Source organism: Burkholderia sp. GW821-FHT14F03 (genome assembly GCF_058803765.1).
Genome location: NZ_JBXAPG010000003.1, coordinates 91448 through 109177 on the forward strand (window position 1 = coordinate 91448; position 17730 = coordinate 109177).

Consider the following 17730-nt stretch of genomic DNA (forward strand, 5'->3'; position numbering starts at 1 on the left):
GACCATGAACGACCGAATCCCGTCCCCCGCGCCGGGCGCCGACGCGCCGGGCGCCGACGCGCCGCCCGGCACGCTGCGGCTGACCATGGCGCAGGCGCTGGTGCGCTATCTCGCGGCCCAGCGGGTCGCGGCCGACGACGGCAGCGGCCGCACCGAGCCGCTGTTCGGCGGCGTCTTCGCGATCTTCGGGCACGGCAACGTCGCCGGCCTCGGCGAGGCGCTGTACCAGCACCGCGACGCGCTGCCGACCTATCGCGCGCACAACGAGCAGGCGATGGCGCACAGCGCGATCGCCTATGCGAAGGCGCACTTCCGCCGCCGCATGATGGCCGTCACCACCTCGATCGGCCCCGGCGCGACCAACCTCGTGACCGCCGCCGCGCTCGCGCACGTGAACCGCCTGCCGGTGCTGCTGCTGCCCGGCGACGTGTTCGTGTCGCGCGCGCCGGACCCGGTCCTGCAACAGATCGAGGACTTCCACGACGGCGGCCTGTCGGCCAACGACGCCTTCAAGGCGGTGTCGCGCTATTTCGACCGGATCGTGCATCCGGCCCAGCTGCTCACCGCGCTGCCGCGCGCGCTGCGCGTGCTGACCGACGCCGCGCTGTGCGGCCCCGTCACGCTTGCGCTGCCGCAGGACGTGCAGACCATGGCCTACGACTATCCGGCCGCCTGGTTCGCGCCGCGCCTCGTGACCTTCCACGCCCCGGCCCCCATCGACGCCGAGCTGGACGCCGCCCTCGCGCGGCTGCGCGGCGCGCGCCGGCCGTTCATCGTCGCGGGCGGCGGCGCGCTGTACAGCGCGGGCGGCGCGGCGGCCCTGCGCGCGTTCGCCGAGCGTCACGGCGTGCCGGTGGGCGAGACCCAGGCGGGCAAGAGCGTGCTGCCGTGGGATCACCCGCTCAACGCGGGCGCGGTCGGCGTCACCGGCTCCCCAGCCGCCAATGCGCTCGCGAGCGAGGCCGACTGCGTGCTCGCCGTCGGCACGCGGCTGCAGGACTTCACGACCGGTTCGAACACGCTGTTCGCGCACGCCGCCGTGATCGGCATCAACGCGCATCCGTTCGACGCGCTCAAATACCGCGCGACGAGCGTCGAGGCCGATGCGCGCGGCGCGCTCGACGCGCTGTCCGCGCGGCTCGACGGCTGGCGCGCCGAACCCGCCTGGACCGAGCGCGCGCAGGCGGACGCCGCGCGATGGCGCGCGAGCGTCGATGCGCTCACGGGCGCGTCGGGCGGCGCCGCGTCGGATGTCGCGACGCCGGGCGGCGCGCCGCTGCCCTACGAGGCCAACGTGATCGGCGCGATCCGGCGCTCGACGGCCGACTCGCCCGCGCGCGACATCGTCGTGTGCGCGGCCGGCACGCTGCCCGCCGAGCTGCACAAGCTGTGGCGCGCGGCCGAGCCCGGCGGCTATCACGTCGAATACGGCTATTCGTGCATGGGCTACGAGATCGCCGGCGGCCTGGGCGTGAAGCTCGCGCGGCCCGATCGCGAGGTGATCGTCACGGTCGGCGATGGCAGCTACCTGATGATGAACAGCGAGATCGCGACCTCGGTGATGCTCGGCGCGAAGCTGATCATCGTCGTGCTCGACAATCGCGGCTACGGCTGCATCAACCGGCTGCAGCAGGCCTGCGGCGGCGCGCCGTTCAACAACCTGCTCGACGATTGCGCGCAGGGTCCGCTCGGCGCGCCGCCGATCGATTTCGCCGCGCACGCGCGCGCGCTCGGCGCACAGGCCGAGCACGTCGCCGACCTCGGCGCGCTCGACGCCGCGCTGCGCCGCGCACGCGCGGCCGACCGCACCTGCCTGATCAGCATCGACACCGATCCCGCCCGCACCACCGCCGACGGCGGCTGGTGGTGGGAGGTCGCGGTGCCCGAAGTCTCGCCGCGCGCCGCGGTGCGCGAGGCCCGCGCGCGCTACGACGCGCAGTGCGCGGCGCGCGCGGCGGCGCCCCTTTCCCCGTCTTCCCCGGAATCATCGACATGAGTGCTTTCGACCTTCGCATCGGCATCAATCCGCTGTCGTGGATGAACGACGACCTGCCGTCGCTCGGCGGCGAGACGCCGCTCGACGTCGCGCTCGCGGAAGGCCGCGAGATCGGCTACGCGGGCTTCGAACTCGGCAACAAGTTTCCGCGCGAACCGCAGGCGCTCAAGGCGCTGCTCGCGCAGTACGATCTCGCGCTCGTGTCGGGCTGGTACTCCGGCCGGCTCGCCGAGCGCAGCGCCGAGGAGGAAATCGACGCCGTCGGGCCGCACCTCGAACTGCTCGCCCGGAACGGCGCGACCGTGATGGTCTACGGCGAGGTGTCGAATTCGATCCAGGGCGCGCCGCGGCCCTTGTACCAGCGGCCGCGCTTCGTCAGCGCCGCGCAGTGGGACGCCTACGCGGCGCGGCTCGACGCCTTCGCGCGCCATACGCTCGCGCACGGCGTGCGGCTCGCCTACCATCATCACATGGGCGCCTACGTGGAGACGCCCGCCGACGTCGACCGCCTGATGGCCGCCACGAGCGACGCGGTCGGGCTGCTGTTCGACGCGGGCCACATCACGTTCGCGGGCGGCGACGCGCCGACCGAACTGCGCAAGCACATCGGGCGCGTCTGCCACGTGCACTGCAAGGACGTGCGCCCCGCCGTGATCCGCCTCGCGCGCAATCGCAACTGGAGCTTCCTCGACGCGGTGATCAACGGCGCGTTCACGGTGCCGGGCGACGGCGCGATCGACTTCCCCGCGCTGATCGGCCTGCTCAAGCAGCACGGCTATCGCGGCTGGCTGGTCGTCGAGGCCGAGCAGGATCCCGTCGTCGCGCCGAGCTACGCCTATGCGCAGCGCGGCTACCAGACCCTGCGCGCGCTGGTCGACGCGCCGCGCGCGATCGAGGAGGTACTGTCATGAGCCTGCTCGTCAAGGGCGCGGCCGGCGCGACCATCGCGGAGGTCACGCCGGCATCCGCGCACTGGAAGCACGTGGGCTTCGCCGCCTACCGCCTCGCCGCCGGCGAGGCGCGCGCGCTGCACGAGACGTCGCGCGAGATGTGCATCGTGGTATTGACGGGCTCCGTCGACATCGAGGCCGACGACGGCACGCGCTGGACCGCGCTCGGCTCGCGCGACAGCGTGTTCGACGGCGTCGCGCCCTACGCGCTGTACCTGCCGCCCGGGCGGCGCGTGACCGTGCACGCGACGCGCGACGCCGAACTCGGCGTCGCGAGCGCGCCCGCGACCGGCCGTTATCCGGCGCGCCTCATCAAGCCGTCGCAGATGAAGCGCTCGGTGCGCGGCAGCGGCGCGAACACCCGCTACGTGTGCGATATCCTGCCGCAGGGCGAGGATGCGGAAGCGCTGCTCGTGGTCGAGGTGCGCACGCCGTCCGGGCATTCGTCGAGCTATCCGCCGCACAAGCACGACACCGATGCGATCCCCGCCGAAAGCGCGCTCGAGGAAACCTATTACCACCGCGTGCATCCGCCGCAGGGCTTCGTGTTCCAGCGCGTGTACACGGATGCGCGCGACCTCGACGAATCGATGGCCGCCTGCGACCACGACGTCGTGCTGGTGCCGCGCGGCTATCACCCGGTCGTCGTGCCGTACGGCTACGAGTCCTATTACCTGAACGTGATGGCGGGCCCGACGCGCGTCTGGCACTTCAAGAACGACCCCGCGCACGAATGGATGATCGAGCCGCGCTGACGGCGCGCGCTCAGCGCGGCGGGTCGTCGGCCGGCGGCGCGTCGAGTCCCGGCGCGTCGTCGGGAAACTGATCGATCAATTGATGGATCAGGTAGCGCCGCTGCGGCGACAGCGCGCCGATGCGCGAGGCCAGTTCGAGCGTCTCGGCGGTCGGCGGATAGCGGGTGTCGCGCGGCAGCCGCGCCGGCTTGCGCGCGGCCGGCGCCGGGCCGTAGTGCAGCCAGTGCAGGTCGACGTCGAGCCAGTCGGCGAAGGTTTCGAGCTTGTCGCGGGCCGGGATCGTGCGCCCGGTCAGCCATTTGTGGGCGGTTTGCGGCGAGACCGACATGCCCGGGTAGCGCAGGTTGAAGCGGTTCGCCAGTTCGGTCGGGCCCGGCATCCGGCCGTGGCGGCGCTGAATGGCCAGTTTCAGACGGGCGGCGAAGGCCGCTTTTTCTTCGGGCGTCGGCATAGCCGGGATTGTGTCGCCCGCGCCGCGCCATGCGATCAATCAACCGCGCCAAACTTCAACCAAACAGGAAACAACTATCCCAAATAAGAATTTTCCGGCGCCCGGGCGATCGCTGCAAGCCTGGTCAGCCCGGCGCGGCCCGCACGGCCTCGCGACCCTTGCCCGGCGGGGATTTGTCTCGAAAAAAATCAAACGCGGTCAGCCGGCTGCGAGCCAGCGTGCGACGACGTCCGGATCGAGCGCATCGGCCGGCCCCTCATGGACGATCTCGCCGCGCCCCATCACCGCGACGCGCGACGCGACCGCCGGGGCGAGCTGCATGCGCTGTTCGATGAGCAGGATCGCGACGCCGCGCGCGCGCAGTTCGACGAGGCAGGCCCGCACCTGCGCGACCACGGCCGGCGCGAGCCCTTCCGCCGGCTCGTCGACGATCAGGAGGCGCGGCGCGCCGACCAGCGCGCGCGCCAGCGCGAGCATCTGCTGCTCGCCGCCCGACAGCACGCCCGCGCGCGCGTCCCAGCGCGCGGCGAGCCCCGGGAAGCGCGCGCGCGCCGCATCGAGCGCGTCGCGCGCGGAATCGGGCCCGAGCCCCAGGCGCAGGTTGTCGCGCACGCTCAGCAGCGGAAACACGTCGCGCTGCTCGGCCACGTAGCCGAGCCCGCGCCGCGCGATCGCGAAGGTCGGCGCGCCCGCCAGTTCCACGCCGTCGAAACGGATCGAGCCGGCCACCGGCAGCATGCCCATGATCGCCTTCGCGAGCGTCGAGCGGCCCGAGCCGTTGCGGCCGACGAGCGCCAGCGCCTCGCCGCGCGCGAGCGTCAGGTCGACGCCGTTCAACACGTGCCGCGCGCCATAACCGGCCCGCACCGCGCGCAATTCGAGCAGGCCGCTCATGCCGCGCCCGCCTCGCCCAGATAGGCCGCGCGCACTGCCGCGTCGGCGCGGATCTCGGCGGGGGTGCCGGTCGCGATCACCGCGCCGCGCACCAGCACCGAGATGCGATCGGCGAGCCCGAACACGGCGTCCATGTCGTGCTCGATCATCAACAGCGTGCGCCCCTCGGTGGTCGTGCGGATCAGTTCGACGATGCGCGCCGCCTGCTCGCGGCTCATGCCGGCCGTCGGTTCGTCGAACAGGAACAGCGATGCGCCGCTCGCGAGCGCGACGCCGACGTCGAGCGCGCGCTGCTCGGCATAGCTCAGCGCGCCGGCCGGCAGGTCGCGCCGCGCGGCGAGCCCGATCGCCTCGAGCACCTCGCGCGCGGCACGGTCGACCGCGCCCGATTCGCGCAGCCGCGCCCACCACCGACGGCGCTGCGCGCCCGCCTGCTCGGCGGCGCAGCGCAGGTTGTCGAACACTGACAGGCGCTCGAACAGCGCCGTCTGCTGGAAGCTGCGCGCGATGCCGCGCCGCGCGGCCGCGTAGGGCGAGCGCGCGCGCAGCGCGACGCCGTGCAGCTGGAGCCGGCCGCGGCTCGGCGGCGTCGCGCCCGCGATCACGTCGAACAGCGTCGACTTGCCCGCGCCGTTCGGCCCGATCAGCGCATGGCGCTCCCCCGCCTCGACCGTGAGGTCGACGCCCGCCAGCACCGTGGTCGCGCCGAAGCGCTTCTCGATGCCGGACAACACGAGCGCGGGCGCCGTCATCGCGCCGGCTCCGCGCCGCCGGCGCGGCGCGCCGCCAGCCCCAGGGCGAGGGCGAGCAGCGCCGCGCCCAGCGCGGCGCACCAGCCCGCCGGCGCATCGGCCGCGACCCGCCACGGGCCCAGCGCGGCCACGCCGCCCGCGTCCTGCGCAAAACGCCAGGCATAGCCCAGCTCGACCACGATCACCGACGCAACCACGCCCGCGAGCGCGGCCAGCAGCGCGCAGGCCGCGCGCGGCCGGTTGACGCGCGTACCCGCGGCGCGGCGCGCGGCATGGCGCGTCCATATGCCGCCGAGGCCGTCCGGCGCGGCCACCACGACTGCGACGAAACCGATGCCCAGGTACAGCAGCCACGCACGCGATACGCTCGCGACGAACACGCTGAAGAAGACCAGCAGCGCCGCGCCGACGACCGGCCCGAAGAACGTGCCCGTGCCGCCGATCACGACCGCGAACAACACCGCGCCCGAGCGCAGCATGCCGACGCTCTCGGTCGACGCGACCTCGACGTCGATCAGGGTCAGCGTGCCCGCGATGCCCGCGAAGAATCCGGCCACGACCATCATCGCGAAACGCACCCGGCGCGGATCGGTGCCGAGCGCCGCGACCCGCGCCGGATTGTCCCGCACCGCGTTCGCGAGACGCGCGAACGGCGTGCGCGTGAACGCGCGCATCGCCAGCGCGGCCAGCATGCACCAGCCGGCGATCAGCGCATAGGCATGGGGCGACGGACCGTACCAGGCGGCGTCGCGCGCGCGGTCGATCGGCACGCCGCCCGGCCCGCCGAACCAGTCGGGCACGCTCCACGCCGCGGCCGCGACCAGCTCGCCGAGCCCGAGCGTGATCATCGCGAACGCGGTGCCCGCGCGGCGGGTCGCGACGCTGCCGAACAGCGCGCCGAAACCCGCGCCCGCGAGCCCGCCCGCGAGCGGCAGCAGCGGCAAGGGCAGGCCGTGGCGGGCGAACACGTGGGCGGCGGCGAACGCGCCGAGCCCGGCGAGCGCCGCGTGCCCGAACGACAGCAGGCCCGTGGCGCCGAGCAGCAGGTTGTAGGACAGCGCGAGCACGATCAGCGCGGCGGTCTGCGCGAGGTAGCCGAGCACCCAGTCCTGCGGCCACAGCCACGCCGGGCCGCCCAGGCCGACGAGCAGCGCGGCCCAGGGCCACGCGCGTCGCGCGGCGCTACGCATCGGCGCGCTCGCCGGACAGGCCGCGCGCCCGGCACGCGAGCACCGCGACGAGCAGCAGATAAGGCGTCAGCGGCGCGAGTTGCGCGCAGGTCAGCGCGCCCCAGGCGGGCGGCAGCGCGATGCCCGCCCGTTCCGCGAGCGCGCCGAGCGAGGCGCTGCTCGCGGCGGCGAAGGTCTGCACCCAACCGACCAGCAGCGACGCGGCGAGCGCGCCGCCGAGCGAGCCGAGCCCACCGATCACGACCACGGCGAACACGACCGAGCCCATCGTCTCGGCCATCGCGGGTTCGAGCACCGCGAGCGGCGCGCCGATCACGCCGGCGAGCGCCGCCAGCGCGGCGCCCGCCGCGAACACGACCGTCATCAGGCGCGGCACGTCGTGGCCGAGCGCCTCGACCGCCCCGCGGTGCGTCAGCGCCGCGCGCACCACGAGGCCCGTGCGCGACACGCGCAAGCCCACCCCCAGCGCGACCAGCATCGCGACCGACGCGGCCATCATGAACGCGCGATAGCGCGACAACGTGACGCCGCCCCAGGTCGCCAACGGCCCGTCGAGCGCGGCCGGCACCGTGGTGGCGAGCGGCGCGAGCCCCCACGCGAACTTGACCGCCTCGGCGATCAGGTAGGCGAGGCCGAAGGTGAGCAGCAGTTCGCCCAGGTGTCCGCGCGCCTTCACGCGCCGCAGCAGGCCGCGCTCGATCAGCGCGCCGAGGCCGCCGACCGCGAGCGGCGCGAGCACGAGCGCCGCCCAGAAGCCCGCGTGCGCGGCGATCGCGTAGCCGGCGTACGCGCCCAGCATGTAGAAGCCCGCATGCGCGAAATTGAGCACGCCGAGCATGCTGAAGACGAGCGTCAGCCCGGCGGACAGCATGAACAACAACAGCCCGTAGCTCACGCCGTTCAGCGTGGTGACGATCAGCGACTGCACGCGGGCGCCTCTACCGCGCGAGCGGCGCGAGCGCGGCGCGCAAGGCGTCGGGCAGCGCGACCGGCCGGCGGCTCGCGCGATCGACGTAGACATGCACGAAGTGCCCTTGCGCGGCCGCCGTCGCCTCGCCTTCCGCGAACAGCCCGATCTCGTAGCGCACGCTCGAATTGCCGAGCTTCGCGACCCGCAGGCCCGCGTCGACGCGCTGCGGAAACACGAGCGGCGCGAAGTAGTTGCAGTGGGTCTCGACGACGAGCCCGATGGTCGCGCCGTGCTCGACGTCGAGCACGCGCGCGCGGATCAGGTATTCGTTCACCACGGTGTCGAAGTAGCTGTAGTAGACGACGTTGTTCACGTGGCCGTAGACATCGTTGTCCATCCAGCGCGTGCTGATCGGCAGGCTATGCGGATAGGCGCTGCGCGGCAGCGCGACGGGCTTGGCGTCGGACATGGTCGGTCAGAGGGATTCGGTGAGCATGCGGCGATAGTCGTCGGCGGTCGCGAGGCGCGGATTGGTCTTGTGGCAATGGTCGGCGAACGCGCCCTCGATCACGTGATCGAACACGTCCGCGCGCACGCCCATCTGCGCCAGGCCCGTCGGCAGGCCGAGCCGCGCGCTCAGGTCGTGCAGCGCCTGCGGCAGGTCCGCGCGCTCGGGCAGGTTCATCACGCGGCGCATGCGCGCGTAGCGGCGTTCAGCCACCACGCTCGGCGCATCCGCGTTGAAGCGCAGCACCGCGGGCAGCACCACCGCGTTCAGCGTGCCGTGATGCAGCGAGGTCGCGCCGTTCACCTTCACGCCGCCCAGCGGGTGCGACAGCGAGTGCACGCAGCCGAGCCCTTTCTGGAACGCCAGCGCGCCCTGCAGCGACGCGCTCATCATCGCGAGACGCGCCTCGCGGTCGCCGCCGTCGCGGGTCGCGCGTTCGACGTGGGCCCACGCGCGTTCGAGCCCGTCGAGCGCGATGCCGTCGGCGGGCGGATTATACGCGGGCGCGAGGAAGGTCTCGATGCAGTGGGCGATCGCATCCATGCCGGTCGCGGCCGTGAGCCCGGGCGGCAGGCCGAGCGTGAGCGCCGGGTCGCAGATCGCCGCCTTCGGCAGCAGATGCCACGAATGGAAGCCGAGCTTGCGGCCGTCCGCGAGGATCAGGATCGCGCCGCGCGCGACCTCGCTGCCGGTGCCCGAGGTGGTCGGCACCGCGATCAGCGGCGCGGCGGCGGCCGTGATCTGCGCGCTGCCGCCCTCGATCGTCGCGTAGCGGGCCAGCGGCCCGGGATGCGTCGCGGCGAGCGCGACGCCCTTCGCGAGGTCGATCGACGACCCGCCGCCGATCGCGATCAGGCCGTCGCAGCCCGCGTCGCGATAGCGTTGCGCGGCGGCCAGCACCGCGGCCTCGGTCGGATTGGACGGCGTCTCGTCGAACACAGGCGGCGCGCCCATGCCGAGCGCGTCGAGCGCGCGCGCGACGAGCCCTGCCGCCGCCACGCCGCGGTCGGTCACGACGAGCGGCCGCGCGATGCCGTTGCGCGCGCATTCGGACGGCAGCATGGCGAGCGCGTCGTCGCCGAGATGGATGTGGGTCAGATAGTAGAGATAGGCCACCGCGTCCCCTCCTCGCCCCCGTCGTGCTGGACAGGACGCCGCCGCGCGGGCGAACATGCGGCGTCCGCGGCGCGAGCGCGCCGCAGCGGCAAGCATACCGCGCGACGGCGGCGGACGTCGTGCGGCCCGTCGTGACCCGCCGATCTTTTCCGAGGAATCGCCATGACCGACCCGCACCTGATCACCACCGCCTTCGACCTGCCCGGCTACCGGATCGAACGCAGCCTCGGCGTCGCGCGCGGCATCGTCGTGCGCTCGCGCTCGATCGTCGGCTCGTTCGGCGCGGCGATACAAACCCTGTTCGGCGGCAATATCTCGCTCTATACGTCGCTGTGCGAGCGCGCGCGGCAGGACGCCTACGAGCGCATGCTCGCCCAGATGAACGAACTGGGCGGCAACGGCCTCATCGGGATGCGCTACGACGCGACGGAAATCGGCAACGGCGTGACCGAGGTGCTGTGTTACGGCACGGTGGTGCGGGTCGTCGCGGCGGATCGCTGACGCGGCCGGCGCGCGGCGCTCGGGGCGCAGGCGGCCGGGCGAACGCCGCGCCACGGCTCCCCCGGCGCGCAGGATCAGTCAGGGCAGCAAGCGGCCGTGCCCGGCCTTACTGCCCCGGCCGCTCAACGAACTCGAACGGCAGGCCGCGCGCGCGCATCCAGTCGGCGACCGCCGGCCCGGTGCCGGCGCGCCACGGCCGCAGCCGCGCCGGCTCGACCAGCCGGTATTCGAGCAGCTCGGGCGACAGCGCGATCGTGCCCGACGCGCGCACGTGATACGCGACGATCAGCTCGTTCTTGCGCATGAATTCATAGACGCCGATCAGTTCCACCGATTCGGCGCGCAGCCCGGTTTCCTCCAGCACCTCGCGCGCGATGCCCGCCTCGGGCGTCTCGTCGCTTTCGAGGAACCCCGTGATGAGCGCGAACATGCCTTCCGGCCAGGCTGCGTTGCGGGCCAGCAGGATGCGCCCGTCGTATTCGACGATCGCGGCCACGACCGGCAGCGGATTGTTCCAGTGGACATAGCCGCAGGCGTCGTCGGGACAGGCGCGCCGCAGGCGGCCGCCGCCGTCTTCGGCGAGATCGGTGCGGTCGGCCAGCGGGCGGGCGCAACGCGGGCAAAAACGGTAATCGGCAGTGGTCATTGTGGGGATGAGGCGGGCGCGGACGCGCGTACAGCGGCCTGCGCGCGCCACGCCCGCGGAGCGCGGGACAGCCAGCATTCTAGCGAGTTTGTCGCATGCGCGACGAGGCGCGCCAGGCCATCGTCGCGAAACCCGCCGCGCCGAGCACGAGCGACGCCGAGGCCAGCCCCAGCGCCGGCGCGAATGTCCCCGCGCGCGCGACGAGCGGCGCGGCGACGAGCGGTCCGGCGATCTGCCCGATGCCATACGACGCGGTCGCATAGCCCATCAGGCCCGCCGCGCGCTCACCGCGCAGACGGCGCGCCTCGCGCATCGCGAACAGCGTGATCGCGGTGAACGGCAGCCCGAGCAGCACGCTGCCCAGCGCGAAGCCCGCCACGGTCGGCCACGCGATGCCGAGCGCGACGCCCGCCGCCTGCAGCGCGCAACTGCCCGCGAGCAGCGCGCGATTGTCCCAGCGGATCGGCAGCCGCGCGCCGAGCAGCGCGCCCGCGATCAGCGCGGCGCCGAACATCGGCCAGAACAGGTCCGGCCACGCCGAGCCGGCCGGCAGCGCGGCGCGCGCGATCACCGGCAGGAAGGTCGCCGTGATGATGTAGCCGAAGCCCGGCAAGCCGTAGAACACCACGAGCCACCCCGCCGCGCCGCGCGGCGCGGCCTCCGCATGAGCCGTCGGCGACGCGCCGGCGGCCACGGTCGCATGCGCGGCCGACGGCGTGAACACGCGCCACACGCACGCCGCGAGCACCGCCGACAGCAGGGCGAAGCCGATCCATCCGTAGGCCGCGCGCTGCCCGGCGAGCGCGCTGCCGAGCAGCCCCGTCGCGACGATCCCGAAACCCGGCCCGGTGTAGATCACGCCGCTCCATTCCGGCGCGTCCAGCTCCGCGAGCCGCCGCAGCCCCCATTGCGAAGCGAACACGAAGGTCCACGCGCTGACCGCGCCGGCCACGAAGCGCACGCCCGCCCACACCGCGAACGGACTCGCGACGCCCATCGCGAGCATCAGCAGCACGGTCGCCGCGAGGCCCGCCCGCACCATGCGCGCGGGCGCGATCATGAACCGCGCGCAGGTCAGCGCGCCGACGAAATAGCCCGCGTAATTCGCGGACGCGAGCCAGCCGCCGTGCCGGATGTCGAGTTCGCCGCCGGCGAGCATCAAGGGCAGCAGCGGCGTGAACGCGAACCGGCCGATCCCGAGCGCGACCGCGAGCGTGAGCGCGCACGCCCAGGCCGCGCGACGCGCGGGCCGATCGTCGTCGGGCAGGGTTTCAACCGAGGAGAGGGACCGCGGGATCGCGGCCGGCGTACGGGACAGGGACATATCGCTCATCGCACAACAGGGGCGCCATCACGATGATGGACGCGCGCGGGGAATTGGAATGCGCTCAATGTAGCTTGACCCGATCATCTCTAAAAATGAATAATTGAGATCAAATCGATTCCAAGGAGAGAATCATGGATCTGGCCGAACTGGCGATCTTCCGGGCGGTCGTGCGCGAGAACGGCGTCACGCGCGCCGCAGCCAAGCTCAATCGCGTGCAGTCGAACGTGACGACGCGGATCAAGCAGCTCGAGGAACAGCTGGGCACCGCGCTGTTCGTGCGCGACGGCCGCCGGCTCGTGCTGACGCCCGCGGGCGAAACCCTGCTGCCCTATGCGGAACGCCTGCTCGCGCTCGCCGACGAGGCGGCGCACGCGGTGCGCGAGGACCGCCCGCGCGGCCGGCTGCGGCTCGGCACGATGGAAAGCACCGCGGCCTGCCGCCTGCCCAGGCTGCTCGCGCACTATCACCAGGCCTGGCCCGACGTCGAGCTGGAACTGCTGACCGGCACCACCGGCTGCCTGATCGGCAAGGTGCGCGAATTCGAGGTCGACGTCGCGCTGGTCGCGACGCCGCTCGCGCCCGCGCCGCTGGGCGAGCCGTTCGAGACCGCGGCGATCTTCCGCGAAGAGCTGGTGCTGCTGACGCCGCGCGGCCATCCGCCCGTCCGCACGCCGCGCGACATCCTGCTGCCGACGCTCGTCGCGTTCGAACGCGGCTGCGCCTATCGCAGCTACGCCGAGCGCTGGTATGCCGAGCACGGCGTGAAGCCGCACCGGGAACTGGAACTGGGCTCGTATCACGCGATCATCGCGTGCGTGGCCGCCGGCGCGGGCGTCGCGGTCGCGCCGCGCGCGCTGCTCGACCTGCAGATCGAAGCCGACAACCTCGGCGTGCATCCGCTGCCCGGGATCCCGCCCATCGACACGCTGCTCGTCTGGCGCCAGGGGCACGCGTCGGCGGCCTTGCGCGCGCTGCGCGACATGCTGCTCGACGGTGCGACGGCGCAGCCCGCCGCCACGACGCGATCCCGCGCGCGGCGCGGCGCGGCGGCGCAGCCGGCCTGAACGCGCGCGCCGCCCAATAAAAAACCCCGCGCCGAACCGGTGCGGGGTTTCGAGGAACGCTGCCGGACGGGCCGCCTGCGCGGCCCCGGCGGCGCTTAGAGCAGGCCTTCGACCCAGCCCTTCACGCCCGCGAGCGCGGCCGGCAGGTTCGCCGGCTCGGTGCCGCCCGCCTGCGCCATGTCGGGACGGCCGCCACCCTTGCCGCCGACCTGCTGCGCGACAAAGTTCACCAGCTCGCCCGCCTTCACCTTCTTGCTCGCTTCCGGCGTCACGCCGGCAATCAGGCTGACCTTGCCGCCGTCGACCGAGGCGAGCACGATCGCCGCATGCTTGAGCTTGTCCTTGAGCTTGTCGACGGTCTCGCGCAGCGTCTTCGCGTCGGCGCCGTCGAGCGTCGCGGCGAGCACCTGCACGCCGCCGACCTCGATCGCCTGCTGCGCCAGCTCGTCGCCCTGGCTCGATGCGAGCTTCGACTTGAGCGCGCCCAGCTCCTTCTCGAGCGCCTTCACCTGATCCTGCACCTGGCCGATCCGCTGCGTCAGCTCCGACGGCTGCGCCTTCAGCGCGGCGGCCGCCGCGTTGATGCGCGCGTCGAGTTCCTGCACGTAGCGCAGCGCGTTGTCGCCCGTGATCGCCTCGACGCGGCGGATGCCCGCCGCGACGCCGCCTTCCATCACGATCTTGAAGAAGCCGATGTCGCCCGTGCGATGCACGTGCGTGCCGCCGCACAACTCGCGCGAGAAGCCCAGGTCGAGCACCCGCACCTCGTCGCCGTACTTCTCGCCGAACAGCGCCATCGCGCCGCCCTTCACCGCGTCGTCGTACGCCATCACGCGCACGATGCCCGGCGCGTTCGCGAGCACTTCCGCGTTGACGATCGCCTCGACCCGGCGGATCTCGTCGTCCGTCATCGGCGCGTTGTGCGCGAAGTCGAAGCGGGTCTTGTCCGCGTCGACGAGCGACCCCTTCTGCTGCACGTGCGCGCCGAGCACCTCGCGCAGCGCCTTGTGCATCAGGTGGGTCGCCGAGTGGTTGCGCTCCGTGCGCGCGCGCCGCGCCGAGTCGACCTCGGCCTTCACGACATCGCCGACCTTCAGCACGCCCTGCTCCAGCACGCCGTGATGGCCGACCACGTCCGCCTGGACCTTCAGCGTGTCGCCCACCGCATACCGCACGCTCGCGTTGGCGAGCACGCCCTGGTCGCCGACCTGGCCGCCCGACTCCGCGTAGAACGGCGTATGGTCGAGCACGACGATCGCCTGCTGGCCCGTCTTGACCTCGTCGACCGCCACGCCCTCGACGTACAGCGCGACGACCTTCGCGTCGTCGAACACGAGCTTGTCGTAGCCGTGGAAAGTGGTCTTCGCGCCCGAATACTCGAGCCCCTGCGCCGCCTTGAACTTGCCTGCCGCGCGCGCCTGCTCGCGCTGACGCGCCATCGCGTCGTCGAACGCCGCTTCGTCGACCGTCACGCCGCGCTCGCGGCACACGTCGGCCGTCAGGTCGAGCGGGAAGCCGTAGGTGTCGTGCAGTTTGAACGCCAGCTCGCCGTCGAGCACCTTCGCGCCCTTCGCATCGAGGTCGCCGAGCGCGGCCTCGAGGATCGTCATGCCGTGCTCGATGGTCTCGAAGAAGCGTTCCTCCTCCTGGCGCAGCACGTCGGTCACGCGCTGCTCCGCGTCCTTCAGCTCCGGATAGGCGCTGCCCATTTCCGCGACGAGATCGGCCACCAGCTTGTGGAAGAACGAACCCCTGCGGCCGAGCTTGTAGCCGTGGCGGATCGCGCGGCGCACGATCCGGCGCAGCACGTAGCCGCGGCCCTCGTTGCCCGGGATCACGCCGTCGACGATCAGGAACGAGCACGCGCGGATGTGATCGGCGATCACCTTCAGCGAGTTGTTCGACAGATCGGTCATGCCGGTTTCGCGCGCGGCCGCCTTGATCAGGTTCTGGAACAGGTCGATCTCGTAGTTGCTGTGCACGTGCTGCAGCACCGCGGCGAGGCGTTCGAGGCCCATGCCGGTGTCGACGCACTGCTTCGGCAGGGCCGTCATGGTGCCCTGCGCGTCGCGGTTGAACTGCATGAACACGAGGTTCCAGATCTCGATGTAGCGGTCGCCGTCTTCCTCGGCCGACCCCGGGGGGCCGCCCCAGACATCCGGGCCGTGATCGTAGAAGATCTCGGTGCACGGGCCGCAGGGGCCGGTGTCGCCCATCGTCCAGAAGTTGTCCGACGCGTAGCGCGCGCCCTTGTTGTCGCCGATCCGGATGATGCGCTCGACCGGCACGCCGACTTCCTTCGCCCAGATGTCGTACGCCTCGTCGTCTTCCTGGTAGACCGTGACCCACAGCTTTTCCTTCGGCAGCTGGTAGACCGTGGTCAGCAGTTCCCACGCGTACTTGATCGCGTCGTGCTTGAAGTAGTCGCCGAACGAGAAGTTGCCGAGCATCTCGAAGAACGTGTGGTGGCGCGCCGTGTAGCCGACGTTCTCGAGGTCGTTGTGCTTGCCGCCGGCGCGTACGCTGCGCTGCGACGTCGTGGCGCGCGAATACGGGCGGTGATCGGTGCCGAGGAACACGTCCTTGAACTGGACCATGCCCGAGTTCGTGAACATCAGCGTGGGGTCGTTGCCGGGCACGAGGCTCGACGAACGGACGATCGTATGGCCCTTCGATTCGAAGAACTTGAGGAATTTCTCGCGGATTTCAGCGGCTTTCATGGCGGGCGGGGACGGTCTTGACGAAGGCTGTCTGTGGGCGCCTGCGGCCCTCGCGGGCGGCGGCGCGGGTTTCTGGGTTTCTGAAACGATCGATTATACGGGATAGCGCCCCGGGCGCGGCCCGCCGCCGCGCCCGCCTCGCGTCCGCGCGCGCCGACTGTTACAAATCCCTTAAGATGCGTGCATCCCGCGCGCGGGCGCGGCCGGACCGGCCCGCCCGCGCGTCGTGCAACACAACGGAAGGAGACAACGAGACGATGGGTGCCTTAAGCCATATCCGCGTGCTGGATCTCAGCCGCGTGCTCGCCGGACCCTGGTGCGCGCAGACGCTCGCCGATTTCGGCGCCGACGTGATCAAGATCGAGCGCCCCGGCGCGGGCGACGACACCCGCCACTGGGGGCCGCCGTACCTGAAGACGCCGGACGGCCGGGACACCCGCGAGGCCGCCTACTACCTCGCGGCGAACCGCAACAAGCGCTCGGTCACGGTCGACATCGCGACGCCGGAAGGCCAGCGGATCATCCGCGAACTGGCCGCGCAGAGCGACGTGGTGCTCGAAAACTACAAGGCGGGCCAGCTGAGCAAGTACGGGCTCGACTACGCGTCGCTGAAGGCGCTCAAGCCCGATCTCGTGTACTGCTCGGTGACGGGCTTCGGCCAGACGGGCCCCTACGCGCACCGCGCGGGCTACGACTTCATCGTGCAGGGGCTGGGCGGCTTCATGAGCATCACGGGCGAGCGCGACGGCCAGCCCGGCGGCGGCCCGCAGAAGGCCGGCGTCGCGATCGCCGACCTCGCGACCGGGCTCTACGCGACGATCGCGGTGCTGTCCGCGCTCGCGCACCGCGACCGCACGGGCGAAGGCCAGCACATCGACATGGCGCTCCTCGACGTGCAGGTGGCGCTGCTCGCGAACATGAACACCAACTATCTCGCGAGCGGCCAGGCGCCGACCCGCTGGGGCAACGCGCACCCGAACATCGTGCCCTACCAAACCTTCCAGACCCGCGACGGCTGGATCATCGTCGCGGTCGGCAACGACGGCCAGTTCCGCAAGTTCGTCGAGACGGGCGGACGCCCCGAGCTCGCCGACGACGCGCGCTTCGCGACCAATCCGGAACGGGTCCGGCACCGCGACGCGCTGGTGCCGATCCTCGAAGCGATGACGCGGACCCTGAGCCGGCGCGAATGGATCGATGCGCTCGAGGCGGCCGGCGTACCGTGCGGGCCGATCAACTCGCTCGACGAGGTGTTCGCGAACGAGCAGGTGGTCGCGCGCGGGCTGGAGGTCGAATTGCCGCATCCGAGCGGCGCGAACGTCAGGCTCGTGCGCAATCCGATCCGGATGAGCGGCACCCCGCCCGAGGCGAAAAGCGCGCCGCCGCTGCTCGGCGAGCATACCGACGCGGTGCTGCGCGAGGTGCTGGGCTATGACGACGCCGCGATCGCGGCGTTGCGGGCGGCGCGGGCGATCTGAAATCGCATGCGCGAGGTGGGTTGGACCGGGCTGCGAGGCCGCAGCCCGGCGACGCCGGCGCGCCGCCGCGCGTGCGCGCCGGTCCGACAAGCGTGCGCCGCGCGCTCAGCGCACCCCTGCGCCGACCAGCCCGCCCGCCGCCGCGCCCGCGACCGTGCCGAGCGGGCCGCCCGTCACGAGATAGCCGAGCGCGCCGCCCGCCGCGGCGCCGATCCCGGCATTGCGCTGGGTGCGCGTCATCGCGCACGCGCCGAGGCTGGAGAGCACCACCGCGACGACGGTGACGCGAACGAGGAAACGAGTGGTCTTGAACATGCGCAAACTACCTTGAAAAGCCCGTCGCGCCTGGCACAGCGCGACCGACGAGGAAACGGTCGAGCGCATCTTAAAAAAGCCCGCGCACGCGGGCAAAACGATTTACCAGCTGTTACAGCCGCGGCCGCGGGGGGGGGCCCGGGTGTCGCGCCCCAGC

17 protein-coding genes are annotated in these 17730 nt (G+C 72.3%); 6 read left to right on the forward strand and 11 right to left on the reverse strand.

What is annotated here, in order from left to right:
• Nucleotides 1-4 precede the first annotated feature (4 nt).
• From iolD to iolB, 3 genes are read left to right on the forward strand one after another with little or no spacing between them, the layout of a single operon-like run.
• Nucleotides 5-1996 (forward strand): 3D-(3,5/4)-trihydroxycyclohexane-1,2-dione acylhydrolase (decyclizing), encoded by a 1992-nt coding sequence (iolD, locus tag AC1RQF_RS03105; RefSeq protein WP_492871295.1) that lies wholly within the window; start codon nucleotides 5-7, stop codon nucleotides 1994-1996.
• The gene (gene iolE, locus AC1RQF_RS03110; protein ID WP_492871297.1) at nucleotides 1993-2907 is read left to right on the forward strand and encodes a myo-inosose-2 dehydratase; all 915 of its coding nucleotides are present in this window, start codon (nucleotides 1993-1995) and stop codon (nucleotides 2905-2907) included. Before iolD ends, iolE begins: the two co-directional genes overlap by 4 nt.
• The gene (iolB, locus tag AC1RQF_RS03115; RefSeq protein ID WP_274003702.1) at nucleotides 2904-3701 is read left to right on the forward strand and encodes a 5-deoxy-glucuronate isomerase; all 798 of its coding nucleotides are present in this window, start codon (nucleotides 2904-2906) and stop codon (nucleotides 3699-3701) included. Before iolE ends, iolB begins: the two co-directional genes overlap by 4 nt.
• Nucleotides 3702-3711: 10 nt before the next feature.
• On the opposite strand, the gene AC1RQF_RS03120 is transcribed toward iolB, so the two are convergent.
• From AC1RQF_RS03120 to gbd, 7 genes are all read right to left on the reverse strand, one after another.
• Nucleotides 3712-4152 (reverse strand): helix-turn-helix domain-containing protein, encoded by a 441-nt coding sequence (locus tag AC1RQF_RS03120; protein ID WP_274003704.1) that lies wholly within the window; start codon nucleotides 4150-4152, stop codon nucleotides 3712-3714.
• 198 nt (nucleotides 4153-4350) lie between these two features.
• Complete coding sequence (locus tag AC1RQF_RS03125; protein WP_492871299.1) at nucleotides 4351-5046, reverse strand: ABC transporter ATP-binding protein; 696 nt, start codon at nucleotides 5044-5046, stop codon at nucleotides 4351-4353.
• The gene (locus tag AC1RQF_RS03130) at nucleotides 5043-5798 is read right to left on the reverse strand and encodes an ABC transporter ATP-binding protein (protein WP_492871300.1); all 756 of its coding nucleotides are present in this window, start codon (nucleotides 5796-5798) and stop codon (nucleotides 5043-5045) included. The genes AC1RQF_RS03125 and AC1RQF_RS03130 overlap by 4 nt, the downstream gene beginning before the upstream one ends.
• Nucleotides 5795-6988 carry a branched-chain amino acid ABC transporter permease gene (locus tag AC1RQF_RS03135; protein WP_274003709.1) on the reverse strand — a complete coding sequence of 398 codons (1194 nt, stop codon included), beginning with the start codon at nucleotides 6986-6988 and terminating at the stop codon, nucleotides 5795-5797. The genes AC1RQF_RS03130 and AC1RQF_RS03135 overlap by 4 nt, the downstream gene beginning before the upstream one ends.
• Nucleotides 6981-7916: a branched-chain amino acid ABC transporter permease gene (locus AC1RQF_RS03140; protein ID WP_274003712.1), complete on the reverse strand. Its 936-nt coding sequence runs from the start codon at nucleotides 7914-7916 to the stop codon at nucleotides 6981-6983. Before AC1RQF_RS03140 ends, AC1RQF_RS03135 begins: the two co-directional genes overlap by 8 nt.
• A gap of 10 nt (nucleotides 7917-7926) precedes the next feature.
• The gene (locus AC1RQF_RS03145; protein WP_274003714.1) at nucleotides 7927-8367 is read right to left on the reverse strand and encodes an acyl-CoA thioesterase; all 441 of its coding nucleotides are present in this window, start codon (nucleotides 8365-8367) and stop codon (nucleotides 7927-7929) included.
• 6 nt (nucleotides 8368-8373) lie between these two features.
• Nucleotides 8374-9522: a 4-hydroxybutyrate dehydrogenase gene (gene gbd, locus AC1RQF_RS03150; RefSeq protein WP_492871301.1), complete on the reverse strand. Its 1149-nt coding sequence runs from the start codon at nucleotides 9520-9522 to the stop codon at nucleotides 8374-8376.
• A 162-nt stretch (nucleotides 9523-9684) separates the two neighbouring features.
• On the opposite strand from gbd, the gene AC1RQF_RS03155 reads away from it, so the two are divergent.
• Entirely contained in the window at nucleotides 9685-10023 is a 339-nt protein-coding gene (locus tag AC1RQF_RS03155) for a YbjQ family protein (RefSeq protein ID WP_274003716.1), read from the forward strand.
• A gap of 106 nt (nucleotides 10024-10129) precedes the next feature.
• Here AC1RQF_RS03155 and AC1RQF_RS03160 read toward each other — a convergent pair whose 3' ends face one another.
• Together AC1RQF_RS03160 and AC1RQF_RS03165 are read right to left on the reverse strand one after the other, a co-directional pair.
• Nucleotides 10130-10669: an NUDIX domain-containing protein gene (locus AC1RQF_RS03160; RefSeq protein ID WP_274003718.1), complete on the reverse strand. Its 540-nt coding sequence runs from the start codon at nucleotides 10667-10669 to the stop codon at nucleotides 10130-10132.
• 79 nt (nucleotides 10670-10748) lie between these two features.
• On the reverse strand, nucleotides 10749-11993 hold the full coding sequence (locus tag AC1RQF_RS03165; RefSeq protein ID WP_492871302.1) for a YbfB/YjiJ family MFS transporter: 1245 nt from the start codon (nucleotides 11991-11993) through the stop codon (nucleotides 10749-10751).
• Nucleotides 11994-12127: 134 nt separating this feature from the next.
• Here AC1RQF_RS03165 and AC1RQF_RS03170 point away from each other — a divergent pair, with 134 nt between their 5' ends.
• Nucleotides 12128-13060, forward strand: a complete 933-nt coding sequence (locus tag AC1RQF_RS03170) for a LysR family transcriptional regulator (RefSeq protein ID WP_274003721.1) — start codon at nucleotides 12128-12130, stop codon at nucleotides 13058-13060.
• Nucleotides 13061-13155: 95 nt separating this feature from the next.
• Here AC1RQF_RS03170 and alaS read toward each other — a convergent pair whose 3' ends face one another.
• Nucleotides 13156-15780 (reverse strand): alanine--tRNA ligase, encoded by a 2625-nt coding sequence (alaS, locus tag AC1RQF_RS03175; protein WP_274003723.1) that lies wholly within the window; start codon nucleotides 15778-15780, stop codon nucleotides 13156-13158.
• Between the two features lie 257 nt (nucleotides 15781-16037).
• On the opposite strand from alaS, the gene AC1RQF_RS03180 reads away from it, so the two are divergent.
• Nucleotides 16038-17258: a CaiB/BaiF CoA transferase family protein gene (locus AC1RQF_RS03180; RefSeq protein ID WP_492871303.1), complete on the forward strand. Its 1221-nt coding sequence runs from the start codon at nucleotides 16038-16040 to the stop codon at nucleotides 17256-17258.
• Between the two features lie 105 nt (nucleotides 17259-17363).
• Here AC1RQF_RS03180 and AC1RQF_RS03185 read toward each other — a convergent pair whose 3' ends face one another.
• A complete protein-coding gene (locus tag AC1RQF_RS03185; RefSeq protein WP_274003727.1) occupies nucleotides 17364-17573 on the reverse strand; it encodes a YMGG-like glycine zipper-containing protein in 210 nt (69 codons plus the stop codon).
• Between the last annotated feature and the right edge of the window lie 157 nt (nucleotides 17574-17730).

Coding starts and splice junctions, on each gene's coding strand:
- AC1RQF_RS03120 (WP_274003704.1), bottom strand. CDS start 4,152: ATGCCGACGCCCGAAGAAAAAGCGGCCTTCGCCGCCCGTCTGAAACTG.
- AC1RQF_RS03160 (WP_274003718.1), bottom strand. CDS start 10,669: ATGACCACTGCCGATTACCGTTTTTGCCCGCGTTGCGCCCGCCCGCTG.
- iolB (WP_274003702.1), top strand. CDS start 2,904: ATGAGCCTGCTCGTCAAGGGCGCGGCCGGCGCGACCATCGCGGAGGTC.
- iolE (WP_492871297.1), top strand. CDS start 1,993: ATGAGTGCTTTCGACCTTCGCATCGGCATCAATCCGCTGTCGTGGATG.
- AC1RQF_RS03145 (WP_274003714.1), bottom strand. CDS start 8,367: ATGTCCGACGCCAAGCCCGTCGCGCTGCCGCGCAGCGCCTATCCGCAT.
- iolD (WP_492871295.1), top strand. CDS start 5: ATGAACGACCGAATCCCGTCCCCCGCGCCGGGCGCCGACGCGCCGGGC.
- AC1RQF_RS03125 (WP_492871299.1), bottom strand. CDS start 5,046: ATGAGCGGCCTGCTCGAATTGCGCGCGGTGCGGGCCGGTTATGGCGCG.
- alaS (WP_274003723.1), bottom strand. CDS start 15,780: ATGAAAGCCGCTGAAATCCGCGAGAAATTCCTCAAGTTCTTCGAATCG.
- AC1RQF_RS03135 (WP_274003709.1), bottom strand. CDS start 6,988: ATGCGTAGCGCCGCGCGACGCGCGTGGCCCTGGGCCGCGCTGCTCGTC.
- AC1RQF_RS03130 (WP_492871300.1), bottom strand. CDS start 5,798: ATGACGGCGCCCGCGCTCGTGTTGTCCGGCATCGAGAAGCGCTTCGGC.
- AC1RQF_RS03170 (WP_274003721.1), top strand. CDS start 12,128: ATGGATCTGGCCGAACTGGCGATCTTCCGGGCGGTCGTGCGCGAGAAC.
- AC1RQF_RS03185 (WP_274003727.1), bottom strand. CDS start 17,573: ATGTTCAAGACCACTCGTTTCCTCGTTCGCGTCACCGTCGTCGCGGTG.
- AC1RQF_RS03180 (WP_492871303.1), top strand. CDS start 16,038: ATGGGTGCCTTAAGCCATATCCGCGTGCTGGATCTCAGCCGCGTGCTC.
- AC1RQF_RS03155 (WP_274003716.1), top strand. CDS start 9,685: ATGACCGACCCGCACCTGATCACCACCGCCTTCGACCTGCCCGGCTAC.
- AC1RQF_RS03165 (WP_492871302.1), bottom strand. CDS start 11,993: ATGTCCCTGTCCCGTACGCCGGCCGCGATCCCGCGGTCCCTCTCCTCG.